At 65.7% G+C, this 17411-nt stretch carries 18 protein-coding genes; 5 read left to right on the forward strand and 13 right to left on the reverse strand.

Annotated elements, in window-relative coordinates; translation table 11 throughout:
* Positions 1-295 precede the first annotated feature (295 nt).
* From CH268_RS00760 to CH268_RS00775, 4 genes are all read left to right on the forward strand, one after another.
* Positions 296-553: a hypothetical protein gene (locus CH268_RS00760; protein WP_032382541.1), complete on the forward strand. Its 258-nt coding sequence runs from the start codon at positions 296-298 to the stop codon at positions 551-553.
* 355 nt (positions 554-908) lie between these two features.
* On the forward strand, positions 909-1082 hold the full coding sequence (locus CH268_RS27660) for a hypothetical protein (RefSeq protein WP_155289016.1): 174 nt from the start codon (positions 909-911) through the stop codon (positions 1080-1082).
* A gap of 78 nt (positions 1083-1160) precedes the next feature.
* Positions 1161-2015: a hypothetical protein gene (locus CH268_RS00770; RefSeq protein ID WP_094661926.1), complete on the forward strand. Its 855-nt coding sequence runs from the start codon at positions 1161-1163 to the stop codon at positions 2013-2015.
* The gene (locus tag CH268_RS00775; RefSeq protein ID WP_094661928.1) at positions 2012-2290 is read left to right on the forward strand and encodes a hypothetical protein; all 279 of its coding nucleotides are present in this window, start codon (positions 2012-2014) and stop codon (positions 2288-2290) included. The genes CH268_RS00770 and CH268_RS00775 overlap by 4 nt, the downstream gene beginning before the upstream one ends.
* A 10-nt stretch (positions 2291-2300) precedes the next feature.
* Here CH268_RS00775 and CH268_RS00780 read toward each other — a convergent pair whose 3' ends face one another.
* Both CH268_RS00780 and CH268_RS00785 read right to left on the reverse strand, forming a co-directional pair.
* A complete protein-coding gene (locus CH268_RS00780) occupies positions 2301-3545 on the reverse strand; it encodes an MFS transporter (RefSeq protein ID WP_206489112.1) in 1245 nt (414 codons plus the stop codon).
* Positions 3538-4878: an NAD(P)-binding domain-containing protein gene (locus CH268_RS00785; RefSeq protein WP_094662178.1), complete on the reverse strand. Its 1341-nt coding sequence runs from the start codon at positions 4876-4878 to the stop codon at positions 3538-3540. The genes CH268_RS00780 and CH268_RS00785 overlap by 8 nt, the downstream gene beginning before the upstream one ends.
* Positions 4879-4979: 101 nt before the next feature.
* Here CH268_RS00785 and CH268_RS00790 point away from each other — a divergent pair, with 101 nt between their 5' ends.
* Entirely contained in the window at positions 4980-5834 is an 855-nt protein-coding gene (locus tag CH268_RS00790; protein WP_094661930.1) for a metalloregulator ArsR/SmtB family transcription factor, read from the forward strand.
* 16 nt (positions 5835-5850) lie between these two features.
* On the opposite strand, the gene CH268_RS00795 is transcribed toward CH268_RS00790, so the two are convergent.
* The 11 genes from CH268_RS00795 to CH268_RS00845 all read right to left on the reverse strand — a co-directional run bounded on the left by CH268_RS00795 (position 5851) and on the right by CH268_RS00845 (position 17390).
* Positions 5851-6912: an ArsO family NAD(P)H-dependent flavin-containing monooxygenase gene (locus CH268_RS00795; RefSeq protein WP_094661932.1), complete on the reverse strand. Its 1062-nt coding sequence runs from the start codon at positions 6910-6912 to the stop codon at positions 5851-5853.
* A 23-nt stretch (positions 6913-6935) separates the two neighbouring features.
* On the reverse strand, positions 6936-8360 hold the full coding sequence (locus CH268_RS00800; RefSeq protein WP_094661934.1) for an FAD-dependent oxidoreductase: 1425 nt from the start codon (positions 8358-8360) through the stop codon (positions 6936-6938).
* Positions 8361-8434: 74 nt separating this feature from the next.
* Complete coding sequence (locus CH268_RS00805; RefSeq protein WP_094661936.1) at positions 8435-8842, reverse strand: arsenate-mycothiol transferase ArsC; 408 nt, start codon at positions 8840-8842, stop codon at positions 8435-8437.
* Entirely contained in the window at positions 8839-9261 is a 423-nt protein-coding gene (locus CH268_RS00810) for an arsenate reductase ArsC (protein ID WP_094661938.1), read from the reverse strand. Before CH268_RS00810 ends, CH268_RS00805 begins: the two co-directional genes overlap by 4 nt.
* A 51-nt stretch (positions 9262-9312) precedes the next feature.
* Positions 9313-9984 carry an arsenate reductase ArsC gene (locus CH268_RS00815; protein WP_094661940.1) on the reverse strand — a complete coding sequence of 224 codons (672 nt, stop codon included), beginning with the start codon at positions 9982-9984 and terminating at the stop codon, positions 9313-9315.
* Entirely contained in the window at positions 9984-11084 is a 1101-nt protein-coding gene (gene arsB / locus CH268_RS00820) for an ACR3 family arsenite efflux transporter (RefSeq protein ID WP_094661942.1), read from the reverse strand. The genes CH268_RS00815 and arsB overlap by 1 nt, the downstream gene beginning before the upstream one ends.
* Positions 11081-11467: an ArsR/SmtB family transcription factor gene (locus CH268_RS00825; protein ID WP_094661944.1), complete on the reverse strand. Its 387-nt coding sequence runs from the start codon at positions 11465-11467 to the stop codon at positions 11081-11083. Before CH268_RS00825 ends, arsB begins: the two co-directional genes overlap by 4 nt.
* Positions 11468-11534: 67 nt before the next feature.
* A complete protein-coding gene (locus tag CH268_RS00830) occupies positions 11535-11906 on the reverse strand; it encodes a hypothetical protein (protein WP_094661946.1) in 372 nt (123 codons plus the stop codon).
* On the reverse strand, positions 11903-14068 hold the full coding sequence (locus CH268_RS00835) for a hypothetical protein (RefSeq protein WP_094661948.1): 2166 nt from the start codon (positions 14066-14068) through the stop codon (positions 11903-11905). The genes CH268_RS00830 and CH268_RS00835 overlap by 4 nt, the downstream gene beginning before the upstream one ends.
* Positions 14065-15873 (reverse strand): hypothetical protein, encoded by a 1809-nt coding sequence (locus CH268_RS00840; protein WP_141215062.1) that lies wholly within the window; start codon positions 15871-15873, stop codon positions 14065-14067. Before CH268_RS00840 ends, CH268_RS00835 begins: the two co-directional genes overlap by 4 nt.
* Positions 15870-17390, reverse strand: a complete 1521-nt coding sequence (locus tag CH268_RS00845) for a tyrosine-type recombinase/integrase (RefSeq protein ID WP_094661952.1) — start codon at positions 17388-17390, stop codon at positions 15870-15872. Before CH268_RS00845 ends, CH268_RS00840 begins: the two co-directional genes overlap by 4 nt.
* Positions 17391-17411: the final 21 nt, after the last annotated feature.

Raw genomic sequence — 17411 nt, forward strand, 5'->3', positions numbered from 1 at the left:
GAGCGGGCCAGGAGTGGCGAGCATCGGAGACAACGGATTCGGGGGCATCGACGACGGATGCCCGCGTAGGCGATCGGCGAACCATCGAAAGCCGACCGCAAGCGGTCGCACGTCCCCTGACGGGGCCGCCCCATATGGGTCACCAATTTGGTCGTACGAGTCGTCCCCGCCTGACATGCCGGGGACCCCGTCCAATCAAACCGCGGTCGCACGCTCCCAAGACGCGGTTTGACAGTCCACCCTCGTCATGTCGATCGGGGACGTCTCATCCGAACCTTTGGAAGGTGTCCCTGCCATGAACAAGAACCTGCTCAACGATCACCAGATCATCACCGAGCTCATCGGCAAAGCCGCTCAGCTCCCCGCCGAAGATCCGCGCGCGGCCCGGTGGGCCACCGAAGCGCTCGCGCTCGCCAGCGCAGCACAGCTACCCATCCTCATCGAGGAGGCCGAGGGAGTGCTCGGACGGATCGAGCACGACACCACCTGCCGGTGGTGCGCCGGGCAGCCGGGAGCAGTCATCCCGGTCGGGTCCTTCTGGTGCACCCACTAAAGCCAGGCCCTCCGGGGTCCCGGTCCCACCACGGGGCCGGGATCCCCCCTTTTTTGTCTCCCGCACGGGATGGAATACCACCGACAGCCCTGTCGTTGTAGGACTCGACGGCGTTCGATCCAATGCCCCGGGTACCAACCATCAGCCGCTACGAGCGGCCACCTGCCGAGAGGCGCACTGGCGAACACCGTCACCCAACATCGAACAGGGCTGCGCATCACAGATGCGCGGCCCTGGCTCGTTCGAAGCGGCCCGTCGACGCGGCCACCGCCGCGCCTCCGAAACTTCTCGTCCAGTCATTCGAGCGAATGACTGGTGCCGGAACCGGCGCACCATGCCGTGCGTCCAATAAGACATGGACGACGACGAGCGCGCAGCCATCGAAGCGGAAGGCCATGACCCCGACCACCCGGCCGTCTCCCAGGCCCTCGAGCAGGTGAAACGCACGCTCCACCTGTATCGACACCTCGCCTGGACCTTCACCGCCGATGACCTCGACGGCGTCGCCGAACCCCGCCGAACGAGCTGACCAGCACGTTCGACAGTCGAACATTCGTTCGACTATTCTGGCGGTAGTTCCTACCGGCACGGCGAAAGGTCGATCCACATGGCCACCGTCGACGCCATCCCCGACCTCACCGGACTCGACAAAGCCACCCAGCTCGACGTTCTGCGCCGCCGCATGGCCACCGTGCCCGGCGGTCGCCGCGACCACGCACCCGTCGACCTCCCCGCCACCGCCGCACCCGAACCGGCGGCACCGGTCGCAGGCAGTACGGACCTCGCGGGCGAGGCCGACGACCCGGAGACGCTCAGCGGCGCTGTACGCGGCAAAACCCTCCGCACCATGCCCGTACCCCCACCACTCGCGGCGCTGCTCCCACGCCGAGCCCTGGCCCGCGGAACCGCCGTCACCGTCACCGGCGCCGGGTCCATACTCATCGCCCTCGTCGCCGAAGCATCCGCCGCCGGCCACCACGTCGCCCTCATCGGCCAACCCCGACTGAGCCTGCTCGCCGTCCACGAACACGGCGGGGATCTCGCGAAAGTCCACCTCGTCGATCCCGGGGCAGGGGACCCGCTCGACGCCGCCTCGATCTGTCTCGACGGCATAGATTTGGTCGTCACCACCGTGCACGGACGAGACGTACCCCCAACGCGCGCAAGGGCTTTGCTCGCCAGGAATCGTCGACATGCCAGCATCCTTGTCCTAACGGATGGACACATGCCCGGTACCGATCTCACGATTGCCTCCACCGTCTGCGGCTACGGCGGAATCGAACAGGGCCGAGGGCGCATCAAATCGATCACCCTCGAAACCACCGTCCACGGCCGCGGAACACCACACCGCACCGGCCGCTACACCCTCACCGCCCCCACCTTCGGCGAGACAGGCCTGCGCTGGACACCCACACCCGCCGACGACCTCACCGTCCACCGGCCCGTCGCCGTCGCGCAATGACCACCGACAACGAGGCCGGCATCTTCGACTCCTGGCCCACCACCTTCGAACCACCCACCCGCCGCATCGTCGACCCACCCAAATCGGTGAACGTCAATATCGCGCTCGCCATCGGACGATCCGGAGGCGGCCGATTCCGCGACACCACACCCTTGAAAGTCCGGGCCGAAGGCCTCGCCATGGACAGCATTGTCGAGGGAACCTTGTACGCCTGGGCACGGACCGGTACCGGCGATTGGCTTGCTTGTAGCTACAGCTCGAGCATGACCGTTTGACCGAATCCGATCATGATGCTGCGGGTTCCGTGGTTTTCCTGGCTGCAGTAGGCACACTCGCCGTCGACAGTGCTGCGGCTATCGATGCGAGGATTCCGAGAGTGATGTAGGCACCGGAGTAGCTGCCGGTCCAGTCCGCGAGCAGTGATCCGGCCCAGGGTGCCAGTGCCATCGTGATGACGATGGGTGCGGACATGATGCCGTTGAGGTGCCCGTACTGAGTTGGGCCCCAGCGATCGGTGATGGCAGTGGCCTGAATGAGCGTGAATATCCCGCGCGCGAGTCCGGCGCCGACCGCGACGGCAACCAATGTGATCAACGAGGTGACCACGCCAAGTGCGAGGGTGGTCAGCGCCGTGGCCGCGATGATACCCACTGTTCGTCCGCGGACCCCAGTGAAGCGTTGCAGCGGAAGGTATCCGACTCGCCCGAGGACCTGACCGAGCCCGCCGAGTGCGAGCGCGGTGGCGGCGAGGGTCGAGTCTGCGCCGTGCTCGAGCAATAGCGGCACGAGGTTGAACACGCCGGCGAACGCGACGAACGCCGCCAGACTCAGTGACGCGGTGAGTGCCAGGAACGGGCGGCTCCGCACGACATCGGCTCTGCCCATCACAGCGGGTGAGTCAAGTTGCGGGGCAGCGACGCTCGGCCAGCGTCCGCGTAGACCAAATAGATGACCCGGCACTGTGACAACAAGCAGAATTGCGGCGAGGACCAGATATGTTCGACGCCAATCACTCTGGTTCGACAACAGCGCGGTGAGCGGTGCGAAGACGGTGCTGGCCAGCCCGGCGGCGAGAGTCAGAATCATCAGCGCCCGAACGCGGTCTGTGCCCCACCACCGCGTCAGCGCGGCGAAGGCGGGCGGGTAGAGCACCGCACCCATCGCCGTCCCGGCAACAATCCAGCCGAGGTAGAACACGACCACGCTGTGCGAGGTGGCGACGACCATGAGCGCCGGGGCCGCGATAACGGATCCGGCGGTCATCACCCAACGTGGCCCGTGCCGGTCCAGGATCCGTCCCACCGGTATTCCGACCACAGCCGCGACGAGCTGGCTCAGTGAGAACGCGGCCACGATTACCGACGTCGACCAGCCGGTGTCCGTGGTGATCGCGGGGGAGAGTACGGGGAAGGCGTAGTACAGGATTCCCCAGCTGGTGATTTCGGTGAGACACAGGATCGACAGGACTCGGCGTCGCCCAGGATGCGGTGCTTCCTGCAGCGACGCCGAGTCGGTGACCTGTTCAGTCACGCGACGGTGCGCTGAGACTGATCAGCTCCGGGGCAGCAGGTACTCCGCAGCATCCGCCGCTGCCGGCTGCGTCGGCGTTCGGGTCGTCGAACAGTCCCGCTCCGCCGCAGACACCGGTATCCGGCAGGGTCAGTTCGACCTTCCGTGCGCCCTCGTGATCGCCGGCGAGTTCGGCGGCGATGCTGCGGACCTGCTCGTAGCCGGTCATGGCGAGGAATGTCGGTGCGCGGCCGTAGCTCTTCATCCCCACCAGGTAGAGACCCGGTTCGGGTTGGGTGAGTTCGACGACGCCGTGCGGTGACACCGATCCACACGAGTGCATGTTCGGATCGACCAATTCCGCTACGAACCTCGGGGCCTGCAGGGTGGGGTCGAGATCGAGGCGAACCTCGGACAGCCATGACAGGTCGGGCCGGAACCCGGTCAGTGCCACGATGCGATCGACGTTCTCGATGCGGGCACCGGTGTCGCCGACGAGGGTGAGCTGATCACCTTGCGGTGCAACGGTTTCGGTGCGGAATCCGGACACGACAGTGAGGTAGCCGTCGTCGACGGCCTTCTTCGCGCGCAGGCCCAGAGCGCCGCGGGCGGCGAGTTCGTCGGATTCGCCTCCGCCGAACACCTCGTCGGTGATACCGCGCCGCACCGCCCACGTCAGTCTCGTGCCAGGTGCCTGGGCTGCGAGCTCAGCGAAGGTGATGAGCGCGGTCAGCGCGGAGTGGCCACTGCCGGCGATGACGATGTGCTTGCCGGCGTAGTCGGAACGGATCTTCTCGTCGGCCAGGTCGGGAACCCGGTACGAGATCCGCTGGGTCGCAGTACGTTCGCCGACCGCAGGGAGTCCTTCGCTGCCCAGTGGGTTCGGTGATCCCCAGGTGCCGGAGGCGTCGACGACGGCGCGGGCCAGGATGCGTTCTTCGCTGCCGTCGCTGTGTCGGATGTGGACCGAGAGGGGTTCGGTGTCGCGTCCGGCATCGACGACGCGGTCCCGTCCCCGCCGTGCGACACCGACGACCTCGGAATCGAACCGGACCACATCACCGAGTACTGCGGCCAGTGGCGCGAGGTAACTCTCGACCCATTCGCGGCCGGTGGCGTAGCTGTCACCGTCCGGCGCGGTCCACCCTGTCGGTGCCAGCAGCCGTGCTGCGGCGGGGTCGACGACCTCGGACCAGGGTGAGAACAGGCGTACGTGATTCCATTCCGACACAGCAGCACCAGCACCGGGTCCGCGTTCGAGAACGACGACAACAGAGCCGGTTTCGGTCAGATGTGCGGCGGCGGCCAGGCCGATAGGTCCGGCGCCGATCACCACGACGGGGTATTCGGACATCTTGCACTCCCATTCATCGACGATCATCAATACTTATGAGGCGACTGTATCGATGTCCATCGATACTCGCAACCATCGACGGTCATCGATATACTTCGGTGATGACCACGATCGCGCCACTCGTCGACTCGCCCGCCGACCTTGCCCCGCTCGCCGCCGACGATGCAGCGACCTACGCTCACTGGTTCGCCTGCCTGGCCGAGCCGATGCGGGTGCGGATCCTGCACCTGGTCGCTGCGTCGGGTGCTGGGATCGCGGTCGGCAAGCTCGCCGACGCCCTCGAGATCGGGCAGCCCACGGTCTCGCACCACGTCCGCAAGCTCGCTGACGTCGGCTTCGTGACCCTCGGCAAACGAGGCACGACGACTGTCGTGTCGGTGAACCCGACGTGCTGCACCGGGCTCCCGCACGCGGCCGACGCGGTGATGGGAGTGCTCACCCCGCGCCCGTGCTGCCCTGCGGATCTGCCCGGCGACGTCACCGTCCGGGCGATGACGGGCGCCGACTGGGATGCGGTGCGCCGGATCTACGCCGAAGGAATCGCCACCGGCAACGCGACGTTCGAAACCGACGTACCTACCGCCCCGGTCCTTGACGGCAAGTGGCTTCCCGGTCATCGGTGGATCGCCGAGGTCGAAGGCCAGGTCGCCGGATGGGCGGCGTTGACTGCCGTCTCGGGGCGCGACTGCTACCGCGGTCTCGCCGAGAATTCCGTCTACGTCGGTGACGGTTTCCGTGGCCGCGGTGTCGGAAAGTCGTTGATGCACAAGCAAGTCACCGAAGCTGACGCTGCCGGGCTGTGGACGTTGCAGACCTCGATATTCCCCGAGAACCGCGCCAGTATCGCGCTGCATCATGCGTCGGGGTATCGGACCGTCGGGATCCGTGAGCGGATCGCCCAGCTCGACGGACGCTGGCGCGACACCGTCCTGCTCGAACGCCGACACGCGCAGTGACTGCCACCGACACCGGTCACGGCAGCGCCGCCGCCAGGGCTGAGATGGCCGACCGCGCGGTGCGGCCCACCCCGATCAAGGTCGCCGACGCCGTGCCGGTCCAGTCGCCGTAGCCGAGGAACACCACGGTCGGCTCTCCGCGAACGTGGTTACCATCCAACGCAATCGGCGAGTCCGGGCTCGACGGCAGGTGTAGGGGCGTCAGGTGCCGCAGCGCCGACCGGAATCCGGTGCACCACACGATGACGTCGATCTTCTCGACGTTGTCGCCGTCCTTGACACCGCCGGGGACGAGCGCGGTGAACATGCGCCGACTGTGCAGCACGCCGCGATCACGCGCTTCTTTCACGGGCGGGACCATGACGATATCGCCCAATCCGGCGACCCCACCGGAATCGTCGCCGCCGGCGGCCAGTGCGCGAGCACGATCGCTGGCGACGTCGAACAGGACTCGGCCGTCGACGTCGTCGGGGAGGAACCGGGGCTCGCGGGCGGTGAACCACACGGTGTCGGTGATGGTCGAGATTTCGGCGAGGATCTGCGCGGCCGAATTACCCCCACCGACCACAGCGACACGGCGACCCTCGAACTCGGATGGATCACGATACGTGCTGGCGTGCACCTGAATTCCGTCGAAGTCGCGCATGCCGGGATACGCCGGCCAGAAGGGCCGGGACCACGTCCCTGTGGTGTTGACGATCGCTGCGGCGTCGAGCGATCCCCGGTCGGTGTCGAGTCGGTATCCACGACTACCGTCGCGGCGGTGTACCGAGTCGACTCGGACGGGCCGGTGCACGGGCAGGTCGTACTTGTTCTCGTATGCGGTGAGGTAGTCCACGACGTGCGAGGCGGGCGGAAAGCCTGCCGGCCACGGCGGCATCGGCCACCCCGGTAGACGGGAGTACTCGGCGGGGGAGAACAGGTGCAGCGAGGGCCAGTAGTGCTGCCACGACCCACCCGGGCCGGGCTGGTCGTCGAGGATCACGAAGTCGATCTTCGCGCGGCGAAGGTAGTACCCGGCAGCGAGTGCCGCTTGGCCGCCGCCGATGACCACCACGTCGCTGGAGGTGGTGGTCATCGGTGTAGCAATGTCAGGTGGGGTCACACTGTGACGGTTCGGCGCTGAGCATCGAGCTGATGCTCACGCACCCAGGCCTGGGTTGCCATTTGCACCGCGTCCCAGGGGGAACCGAGGGGCGGGGTGTAGGACAGGTCGAGTTCGCTGACGCCGTCGACGGTCATCTCGTGGAACAGTGCGGCGGCGTAGGTGTCGACGCGCTTGGAGATCTCCGCGCTCCGCCGTCCCACCAGCTGAGCCCCGAGCAGTCGGCCGGTGACCGTGTCGCCGGTGATACGGATCGAGATCGGAGTCGCACCGGGGTAGTACGCCTTGTGATCGTCCGGAGTCGAGGTGGTCGACACCGGGATCCAGCCGGTGCCGGCGTCGCGAGCTTCGTGCTCGCGAAGTCCCGTGCGGGCGGCGACGAGATCGAAGACTTTGACCACCTGGGTGCCGAGGCTTCCCGCGAATACGGCGTCGCCGCCGAGAGCGTTCTCCCCGGCAACCCGACCCTGCTTGTGGGCGGTGGTGCCCAGCGGCAGCCACGTCGACCCGAGCAGGCGGTGGTGGGTGACCACGCAGTCACCGGCGGCGAACACGTTCGGCAGGGACGTGCGCATGCCGGCGTCGACGACGATCGCGCCCTTGTCGCCGAGCTGCGCGCCGGCATCGGCTGCGAGGGTGACATCGGGGCGGACCCCGACCACGACGAGCACCAGATCGACCGTTCGCGTAAGTGTTTCGCCCGCCGATGTTGCGGCGGTGACCGTGAGCGCGTCTCCGTCTCGGCCGATCGAGGACACGGTGGTGCCGGTGACGACCTCGACGCCGCCGCGTTCGAGTTCGGCGTGGACGAGTGAGCCAAGCCCGGGGTCGACGGTCGGGAGGACTTCGGGGAGGGCTTCGATCTGGGTGACGGCGATCCCGCGGGTGGTCAATCCTTCGGCCATCTCGAGGCCGATGTACCCGGCACCGATGATGACTGCGGTTTTCGGGTCGCGGGTAGTGATGGAGTCCATGACCTCGAACGTGTCGCCCATCGAATGCAGCAGGTGCACGCCGTCGGTCGGTCCCAGTGCGTCCGGCCCCGTCAGGCCGGCGATGGGCGGTCGGGTGCTGACTGCGCCGGTCCCGACGACCAAGGCGTCGTAGTCGAGCGAGTAGGTGCTCCCGTCCGGGCCGGTGACGGCCAGCGACTGTCCGGGGACGTCGATGGCGGTGGCGCGGGTGTCGGTGAGCACGCGCATTCCGGTGGCGGCGAGGTCGTCGGCGGTGCGGTGGGCGAGATTCGTCCAGTGCGTGACCTCACCGGAGACGTAGTAGGGGATTCCGCAGATGGAGAAGTTGGGGTAGGCGTCGGCGACGACGACGGTGACCTCGGCGGTGGGGTCGAGTTCGCGGGCGCGGAGGGCCGCGCTGATTCCGGCGTCGCTGCCGCCGATGGCGACGACTTTGCGTCCTGGCATGGCAGGTGCTCCTTCTGAGCAGAGGCGTGTGGGCGTACGACGGTGGAGCGAAAGCGTGCAGTCTGGGACGAGAGTCAGTGCTGCAGGCGTGCGGCGAGATCGTCGACGCGGGCGGCAATGTCGTCGCGGACCAGGCGCATCCGCTCGATGCCGTCGATCCCGCGTTCGGACGGCTCGTCGGTGTCCCAGTTCTCGAACCTCGGACCGTCGACCGGGTCGAGCTTTGCTTCGCTGCCGAGGGTGATGACGTAGTCCATCCGCGCCAAGAGGTCCGGGTCGATCGGTTTCGGGTGCTCACCGGAGAGGTCGACACCGACCTCGAGCAGCGACTGCGCCGAGAGCGCGTTCACTGTGCTGCCGGGTTTGGTGCCGGCCGAATGCACCTCGACGGTGGTCCCGGCTGCCTTGCGCATGAGTCCGGCGGCCATCTGCGACTTGCCGCCGTTCTTGACACACACGAACAGCACACTCGGTGTGCTCATCGACGTGACCCTGCCTGCGCGGGAACCAGTTCGGTGAGTAGATCTTCGACGCGGGACTTGATCTCGTCGCGGATCGGACGGACTGCGTCGACGCCCTTGCCGGCCGGGTCGGGCAGGGCCCAGTCCCGGTAGCTCACACCAGGAAAGACCGGGCAGGCGTCGCCGCAGCCCATGGTGATGACGACGTCGGAGGTGTCGACGGCGTCCGGGGTGAGGATCTTCGGGGACTGCGCCGAGATATCGATGCCGAGCTCGGCCATGGCCTCGACGGCCGCAGAGTTGATGGATTCCGCGGGCGCGCTGCCGGCAGAACGGACCTCGACAGAGTTGCCGCCGAGGTGGGTGAGGAATCCGGCGGCCATCTGCGAGCGGCCCGCGTTGTGGACGCAGACGAACAACACGCTGGGTAGGTCGGACATGAGATCAAGACCCCTTCGATGGGTGTGACGTTGAGTCGCCGTATGGCTGCATCAGGCCGGAACGGGCGTGGTCAGTTCGGTGAGAAGCGTGCTGACGCGGGCGTCGAGGTCGTCGCGGATGCGGCGGACCTCCTCGATGGACTTTCCGTCCGGGTCGTCGAGCTCCCAGTCCAGGTAGCGCTTGCCCGGGTAGATCGCGCAGGCGTCCCCGCAGCCCATCGATACCACCACGTCGGCGGCTGCGACGACATCGTCGGTCAGTGGTTTCGGGTAGGCATCGCCGAGGTCGAGACCCAGCTCGGTCATCGCCTCGACGACAACGGGGTTGATCTCGTGCGTCGGTGCGGATCCGGCGGAACGGACATGGACCCGGCCGGCACCGCGGTGGGTGAGCAGCGCCGCGGCCATCTGCGAGCGGCCCGCGTTGTGGACGCAGATGAACAGCACTTCGGGTACTTCCTTCGGCGCATCACCTTGCGATTGAGCGAGGGCGGTGAGTCGGTCCGCTGCGAAGCGTCCGGCCAGCATCGTCAGGTGCGTGTGAATCTTCGAGGTCCGCCGCAGCGCGGTGTAGGACTCGAAGACGTACCGCTCCACCGTCTGTGGGGAGAAGATGCCGGTGTACTTTTCCGACAGCCTCTCCGCGGTGCGGGAAAGGACCGCTTGGGGCATGAGCAGTTCGGGTTGTGCGCGGGTGTCGTCATGGGTTGCACTGTCGGACATCAGGACTCCTTTGTCGCTGCCGTCACGGACGGGCGAGGGGTGAAGCGTTTGCGTAGAGCGAGCGAGACGTAGACCAGGCCGACGAGGACTGGTACTTCGATGAGCGGGCCGACGACACCGGCGAGGGCCTGTCCGGATGTCGCGCCGTAGGTGGCGATGGCAACGGCGATGGCGAGTTCGAAGTTGTTGCCCGCGGCGGTGAATGCGAGGGTGGTGGTGCGTTCGTAGCCCAGCCCCATTGCGGCACCGAGGGCGTAGCCGCCGCCCCACATCACTGCGAAGTAGACCAGCAGCGGGAGCGCGATGCGGACCACGTCGAGGGGTTGAGAGGTGATTCGATCGCCCTGCAGCGCAAAGAGAATCACGATCGTGAACAGCAGGCCGTAGAGCGCCCACGGCCCGATCTTCGGGATGAATTTTTCCTCGTACCACTCACGGCCTTTGGCGCGTTCACCGAAGTAGCGCGAAGCGAACCCTGCTATGAGAGGGATCCCTAGGAAGATCAGCACCGATTTCGCGATCTGCCATGGCGACGCTTCGATAGTCGTCTGCTCGAGACCGAGCCAGCCGGGCAGAACCGAGAGATAGAACCAGCCGAGTACGGCGAACATGAAGACCTGGAACACCGAGTTGATGGCGACCAGGACGGCAGCGGCTTCACGGTCTCCGCAGGCGAGGTCGTTCCAAATGATGACCATCGCGATGCATCGAGCGAGGCCGACGATGATCAATCCGGTGCGGTACTCGGGCAGGTCGGGAAGGAAAAGCCACGCGAGAGCGAACATCAGAGCCGGGCCGAGGACCCAGTTCAGGACCAACGACCCGACGAGGAGGCGTTTGTCGCCGGTGACGGTGTCGAGGCGGTCGTAGCGGACCTTCGCCAGCACCGGATACATCATGATCAGCAGCCCGATGGCAATCGGCAGTGACACCCCGTCGATCGAAATCGACGACAGGGCGTCGTTCATGCCCGGAATCATGCGGCCCAGGACGAGGCCGACGACCATGGCGACGCCGATCCAGACGGGCAGGAATCGGTCGAGGGTGGAGAGCTTGCCGACCACGGCCGGGTGCTGGGAGGTGTTCGCCGAGGTGCTCATGCGGTCACCAACGCTGCATCGTCGGCAGTGGGATCCGCAGCCGACAGGACCGACGACAATTGTTGCAGCGCAGCAGGTAAGACCCAGTAATACACCCAGGTTCCGCGGCGCTCACAGTCCAGCAGACCCGCCTCTCGCAGCACTTTGAGGTGATGGGAAATCGTGGGCTGAGACAGGTCGAACGAGTCGGAGATGTCGCAGACACAGGCCTCGCCGCCGGCATGACTGGCCACCAAGCTCAACAGCCGCAGCCGGACCGGGTCACCCAGCGCTTTGAACATGCGGGCCAGGTCACCGGCCCAATCGGTGGACAGTGGTTCCCGGATCAGCGGTGAGCAACATTCACCGCTGGTCGCCGCGAGCGGCAGGCTTTGGTTCGACATACGTCTATATTGAAGTACGTCTAAGCAGAGGTCAAGTGAACAACATCTGAACGGGCAGCCGATTGCGTCATGACTTCCTCGGGAGGTGCGTGACGGCAGTGGCAACTTCGAGCTGTCGGCACAGAGAACGGTTGTCGATGGACAGGCGCTGGATGCTCGAGACAGCGAGCGTGAGGGCATCGGTGAGTTCCCGGTTTCGCTGCCGAAGTCGGATGACGTCCGAGCCGACCTGGCGACGGACGTCGGGTGTAGCCGGTACCCGGTTCGGGTCACGTAGCCGGTCGACGATGCCGGGGAAGCGCCGCCGAAATGTGGTGTTCGCAAGGCCGAGATGGCGGGCCACGGTGAGCACCGACGGTGAACGGCCGGTCTGGCGTTCGAGATGCTCGATGGCGGCGTTGACCACTGCGGCGTCGGGTTGATCGGAGTTCCGCGTCACTGCTTCGTTTCGATCGTCTGTACATGGTCGGTTGTCGGGTATGTGTGGCGGTCGAGGAAGTCGCTGAGTCGGCGTGCTCGCTCGCGTAAGCGGTGTAGCAACAGCGGCGGGAGAGCTGTTCGGGTGGCCAATTCCTGCTGCAGCGAGCGATGTTCGGTGCGTAGCGCGTCGATGTTGTCTGCGGTCAGTGCAACGTTGCCGCATTCGAGGGGTTGGCAGTGACCGAGTTGCGGTCGAGTGTTGCCACGTTGATCAGGGCGGGGTTGGCACATCGCTTTGTCGGGATCGAACACGCACAGTGCGAAGGTGCCGGGATAGATGGCGGGTTCGGATCGTTTCATCAGGCGCTTGATGCGGGTGCTGTCGGTGACGACAGCACCGGCGAATGCAGCGGCAGTGGTGAACGCGTCCAGTCTGCGGTGGGCGTGATCGCCAGCAGGACCGGTGACCGTGTGGGGATGGTCGGTGGCAATGCTCATCAAGTCTTCACCGCGAGCGAGAGCTTGTTCGGCTTCGACCTCGGCGCGAAAACCCGAATCCGAGGTGCCTGCGTAGCCCTCGAACATCTGAATGCTCAGGTGGCGGTAGGCGATGGCACCGGCGATCGACCCTCCAGGGCGGCGAGCAATGAACCATGCCAGCGTCCTGCGGAACTGGCGCGTACTCAGAACCCACTGTTGTCCGTTCACCAATGGAATCGACTCCGTAAGAGCGTGTTCGGCGCAGTAGGTGTTGACCCAACCGATGAAATCCTTCAGTTGACCGGAGGTGGTTTTGGTGGTCAAGACTCCGACCGTTGCGTCGTTTCTGGGTTGGACGTTTTCGGAGCCGGGCGGGTGCGAGAACAGCAGATCCTGGCCGGGTGGATGCATTCTCTCGAGGACCGCGATCGCCCTGGCGGCGGGAGCCCCGACGGTCCACTCTGCGGCGACTCCGCGAGGATCGGTTTCGCCTTTGAACGCCAGTCCGTTCAGTGTCCAGCGGTAGGCGGTGCCGCTGGTATCGCGTGCGGTGCTCAGGCAACCGCGGCGTAGGTGTTTGATCTCGGCGTCCCGCATCCCGGAGAGGAACGCGATGACGATGTAGCAGGCGATGTGCAACATTCGTTGCAGATGCAGGTATCCGCTGGTGGAGTGCTGGTGCGCGATGCCCTCTATCCACGGACGGCCGTGAAGTCGGCCCTCGATGGCGAGAGGTATCCAGGTGTGTTCGGTGACTCCGACTCGCGCCGCGCAGGCAAATAGCCGTGTGCGGATTGCTGGGTTGGTGTCGAGGCCGTGTCTGCTGGTGCCGATCTCGGCGGCGATCTGTCGTAAGTTCGGGCGGCCTTGATGTCCGGGGAGCGGTTCGTCGTCGGCCTCGTGTTGCGCGAGGTAGTTCTCGAGCGCTTCGGCGGCACCGCTGTTGCGCCCGTACCGTCCGTTGGTGCGTCTGGACCGGTGGTTGTCTCGGTGTGCGGTGGCGGTGAGGATGTCGCCGGAGAAGTCGTCGACGAAGCGGATCGCCCAGGTGATCAGCGGGCCGAGGACGGGCTCGGGGATGCGGCCGGTGGCGTTCTCGGTGGTGCTGGATTTGGACATGGTCCAACCGTCGATGCGGCGCGGATCGAAGGTCAGCGTGTCGGTCAGGCAGGTGCGGTAGCGCCAGAGCATGCATACCGCTCGTCGGGAGTTCTCGCGCGATCCGACTCCGACGGGCAAAGTCATCAGGTAGTGGTGGTAGTCGAGGACGTCGGCCGCGGTGAGCGAACTCAATGCTGGCATCTGCTCTCGATCAGAGTGTGCCGGTGTGCGTTCGGCGAGCCAGTGCAGGAACTTGCGCAGTTCGATGAAGGTGCCGCGGATCCCGACGGCAGACTGCCGCCGTTCGCCTGCGGGTAAAGGACCTGACAGCATCGCCAGGCATAGTTCTTTGGCCGGTAGACGGTAGCGGTCGGCGAGAGTGTCGAAGGAGACGACCAGCGATCGAACATGTGCTTGTGCAACAGCAGGTTCCAATCGCCAGACGTCATCGCGGAATTGCGACGTGTCCGTGAGCGAGTAGCCAGAGCGAAGCCACAGGCCGGTCAGGACACGGTGCTCACCGAGCACCGGATCGCCCTGCACCGGATCGGACAGCGGGTCGTCAGCCGGTACCGGGGCGACGATGATGGGGCTGTTCATGGGTGCTCCCAGGGATCTTCGGCGAGTTCGAGGAGACACTCGGGTGCCTCGGTTTTTGCCGAGTCGAGTTGTGCGGCGGTGAACTTCGGGTAGATGTCGTGGTGGATCGCGGTCCAGGTCGGACCGTAGCGCGTCCACCAGGTCTGCTCGTCGAGTTCGGTGCGTCGCGTGGACAAGGTCGACGTCAGTGCGGTGATAGCGGGTAGATGCGCCGTGGTGACGACGCAGTTGCCGCAGTGGAAGCAGTCCAGGAACGACACCCGTCGACACGCACGGCCGGTGACAGGGTGAGCGGAGGAGTCGGCGCATGCTGTCCAGGCACCCTCCTCGCCTGCAGTCGTTTCATCGGCGGCGGTGTCGACGCGCACCTCGAGTTCCGTCACGCCATGTTCGGCCAGGACGTGGGTATGTGCGGCCAGGGCCGCTGATTCCGCATCACGGAGAGCCTCGGACATCGTCTGGCGCGCCCACTCTTTGGCGGTGGGATCACCGCGAAGGTAGTGGCTGAACAGCACTTCGACACTGTTCGATCGGGCAGCCGAGGGGAGATGTCCACCGACCGATCGAGTACGGCGCACCTCGACACTGGTGCGAACGCGGCGCATGTCCAGCCCCAGCGGTGCGGTGTGTCCGGCTGTGTCGGCGTCGGTGTGTAGTTCTCGCAGTCTGCTCCATTTCGCGAAGGTGAATCGGCCGGCGAGGGATTGCGCGAACGGGTTGTGATGTTCGGCGACGGTTCCACGATCATGGTTGGTGTTGCGCCACGACGACCAGAGTGCGGCCGTATCGCTCAGTGCCCGTCCATGTTCCATGAGGCGGTGCAGCAGCAGGTACAGACCGCCCGGGGTGTGCAGTTCTCGGTGCGATGGTCCGATCTCCCAGGTCACGGTGTCGTGCCATCGGTTCGGGCCGTTGCGTCGTTTGCTCAACCGGACTTCTACCGCTCGGTTTCCGACGATCCGGTGCTCAGCGGGTAGTTCCTTGAGGGCTTCGACGTTGTGGCCGGTGACTGCAACGAACAAGGTCAGCAGTGGTGCGAGATCGTCGCGCGTGACGAACAGCTGGCCCGCCCAGGCTGTGCGGCGGTGGCGGTGTGCGACGATTCGTCCGCCGGTCACCGGGACGATGCCGGTGGCCGCCATACGCGAGACCATGTGCTCGAACTCCGTCGACGGTTCCACACCTGACGCAGCCATAGCCGTGAGGGCGTCGTTGCCCGCGGTGATGCGGCTACGAATTTCCGCGACGTCGGTACGAGCGGCATCGAGGATGCGTGCGAACTCTCCGTCGGAATACCCGGTCAGAGAAGTGAACGTCCCCTTGCCCGCCGGGGTGCTGAGATGGTCGAGCACCTCGGCATCGAGATGGTTCGCCAGCGGAGGCAGCCGAAGAAGCAGGCGGAGCTCACTGAGCTCGGCTGTGCACGTGGCGACTGTTCGCGGTGTGTCGACTCTGGTGAGGAACCCCTCGACGTGCGCCACGGTCAAATCAGCCGGTGAGGCGGGGCTGTTGTCGAGACTTTCGAGGAAGCGCAGTAACCGTGCGACGGACGAGAACACCGTCGTTGCCGAACTGTGGGTCCGTCTGTCACCGGCAGGACCTATGCGCAGCGCCAAGGCTTCCGCCACCGGCTCGTGCCAGCTCGGCATTGCAAGGACTTCGACGTCGAACGTTTCGGTGCGTCCGTCGTCGCCGTGGAAGTCGACGACCAGAGACGGCACCGAGGAAGCAACGGACGGTGGGCGATAGTTTCCGGGCGTAGGGAGTGGGGCATGCTTCCCGGGGTGGGTTCGCGCTTCGGTCACAGCACAACACCGGCCGCCGCGACAGTCATTGGGTCGTCGGCACTGGCCGGATCCGGGGTGGGGATTTCCCAATCATCCGGCACAAGCGCCATTCTCGTCTCCATCTCGAGTTCGGCGAGCGCGTGGAGGTAGATCTGTGTGGTCACCACGGATCGATGTCCGAGTCGGCGGCGTACCCAGTCCAGCGGGTCGCCGAAGATGCGGGTGTAGTGCCCGCGCTGCTCCGGTTCCAGCGCGCCGAGGGCAGCGATGTGTCCGCGTTGGAGCTGTTCGAGGGTGATGACGGCGAACGTGTGACGGAGCATGTGAGCGTGGGCAGACAGTGGGACACCGGCACGCTGGCAGCGGGTGTTGGCATCGGCGAACATCTTCTTCCACGCGGCCACTGACAGCGGCATACCGTGCTCGCCGAGCCAGAACGCGGCGGGTTCGAGACCGCCGGGGCGCGCGATCAACAAACGTTGTCGCTCCGCCCAATTGAGCTCCGAGACTTTCACGGTCCGCTTCAGTGCGGCACCTGTGACGTGCGTGGCGATCGCACGTTCGGGATCTTCCACGACCAGAGGGTGTCGGATCCGCTCGTATCGTTGCTTTTCTTGGGCTGCAGCGATGACGTCGGCTCGGTCGAAGGCGCTGTAAGTAGCCAGGTCACGTACGAGGGATGCCGGAACGTAGACCCACCGTGCGGAGCGGCCTTTTGCGATCGCACCGGGAAGCCAAAACCGCTGGTAACCAGTCGGAGTCGTATCGATGTGTGGAAGTTCCAGCACGGTGAGTGCGGACTGTTCCGAGATCCGAAGTCCTGTCCGGACCATCACGTCGCAGTAGGTCGCGTTACGCCCCGACCACCGGCCACGGAAACCCTCTCGCGGCATCCCGGAGCTGTCGAACCCGCGGACACCGACCTCGCGCCACCTGCGATAGTCGGCAAGGGGAAGCCATTGGATGCGGTCCCGGCCGCCGTCGTGACTGTAGGTCGCTGGGCGGAGCTCATCGGATCGCCGCGAGACCGCGTACCCGGTGTGTGCGGGCGCGGGCCGTCGCCAGGTCTGGGGGATCGGATTGATTCGTACGTGGCCGGCGGTGTGTGCCCAACGGTAGAACCTGTTCACTGCCGCCACTTCACGGTTCCACGTGTTGCCGGACACGCGCGGGCCGTCGGGATCGTGTCGACGCCAATGCAGGTACGAGAGGTGATCACTGTCGGTGATATCACGCCAATGATGTTTGCGGTCAATGTGGTTGACGAAAGTGAGGAAGCTCGCGAGGTCGCGTGCATATCCAATCTGGGTTGTCGTGGCCATGGTGACCATCGCTGTGGTGCGGAAGAAATCGTTCAGGTCCGTGTCGTAGTCGAAAGCGGGCGAGAGCAAGAACGGTGTGCCCGGAGTCTGGCAAGTTGCTCTGAGCCAGTCGGCCCAGTCGTCGGGGAGGGTTACGCCGTTGGGAGTAAGTGTGGAACGGGGCTTGGGAAGCTCTGCGGCAGTAGTGCGAACATGCCATCGGCTGCGTGTCATCGACGCACATCATCCGGTCAC

Origin of the sequence: Rhodococcus sp. 06-1460-1B (genome assembly GCF_002258475.1) — a bacterium.
In the GTDB taxonomy this organism is placed as follows: Bacteria; Actinomycetota; Actinomycetes; order Mycobacteriales; family Mycobacteriaceae; genus Rhodococcoides; species Rhodococcoides fascians.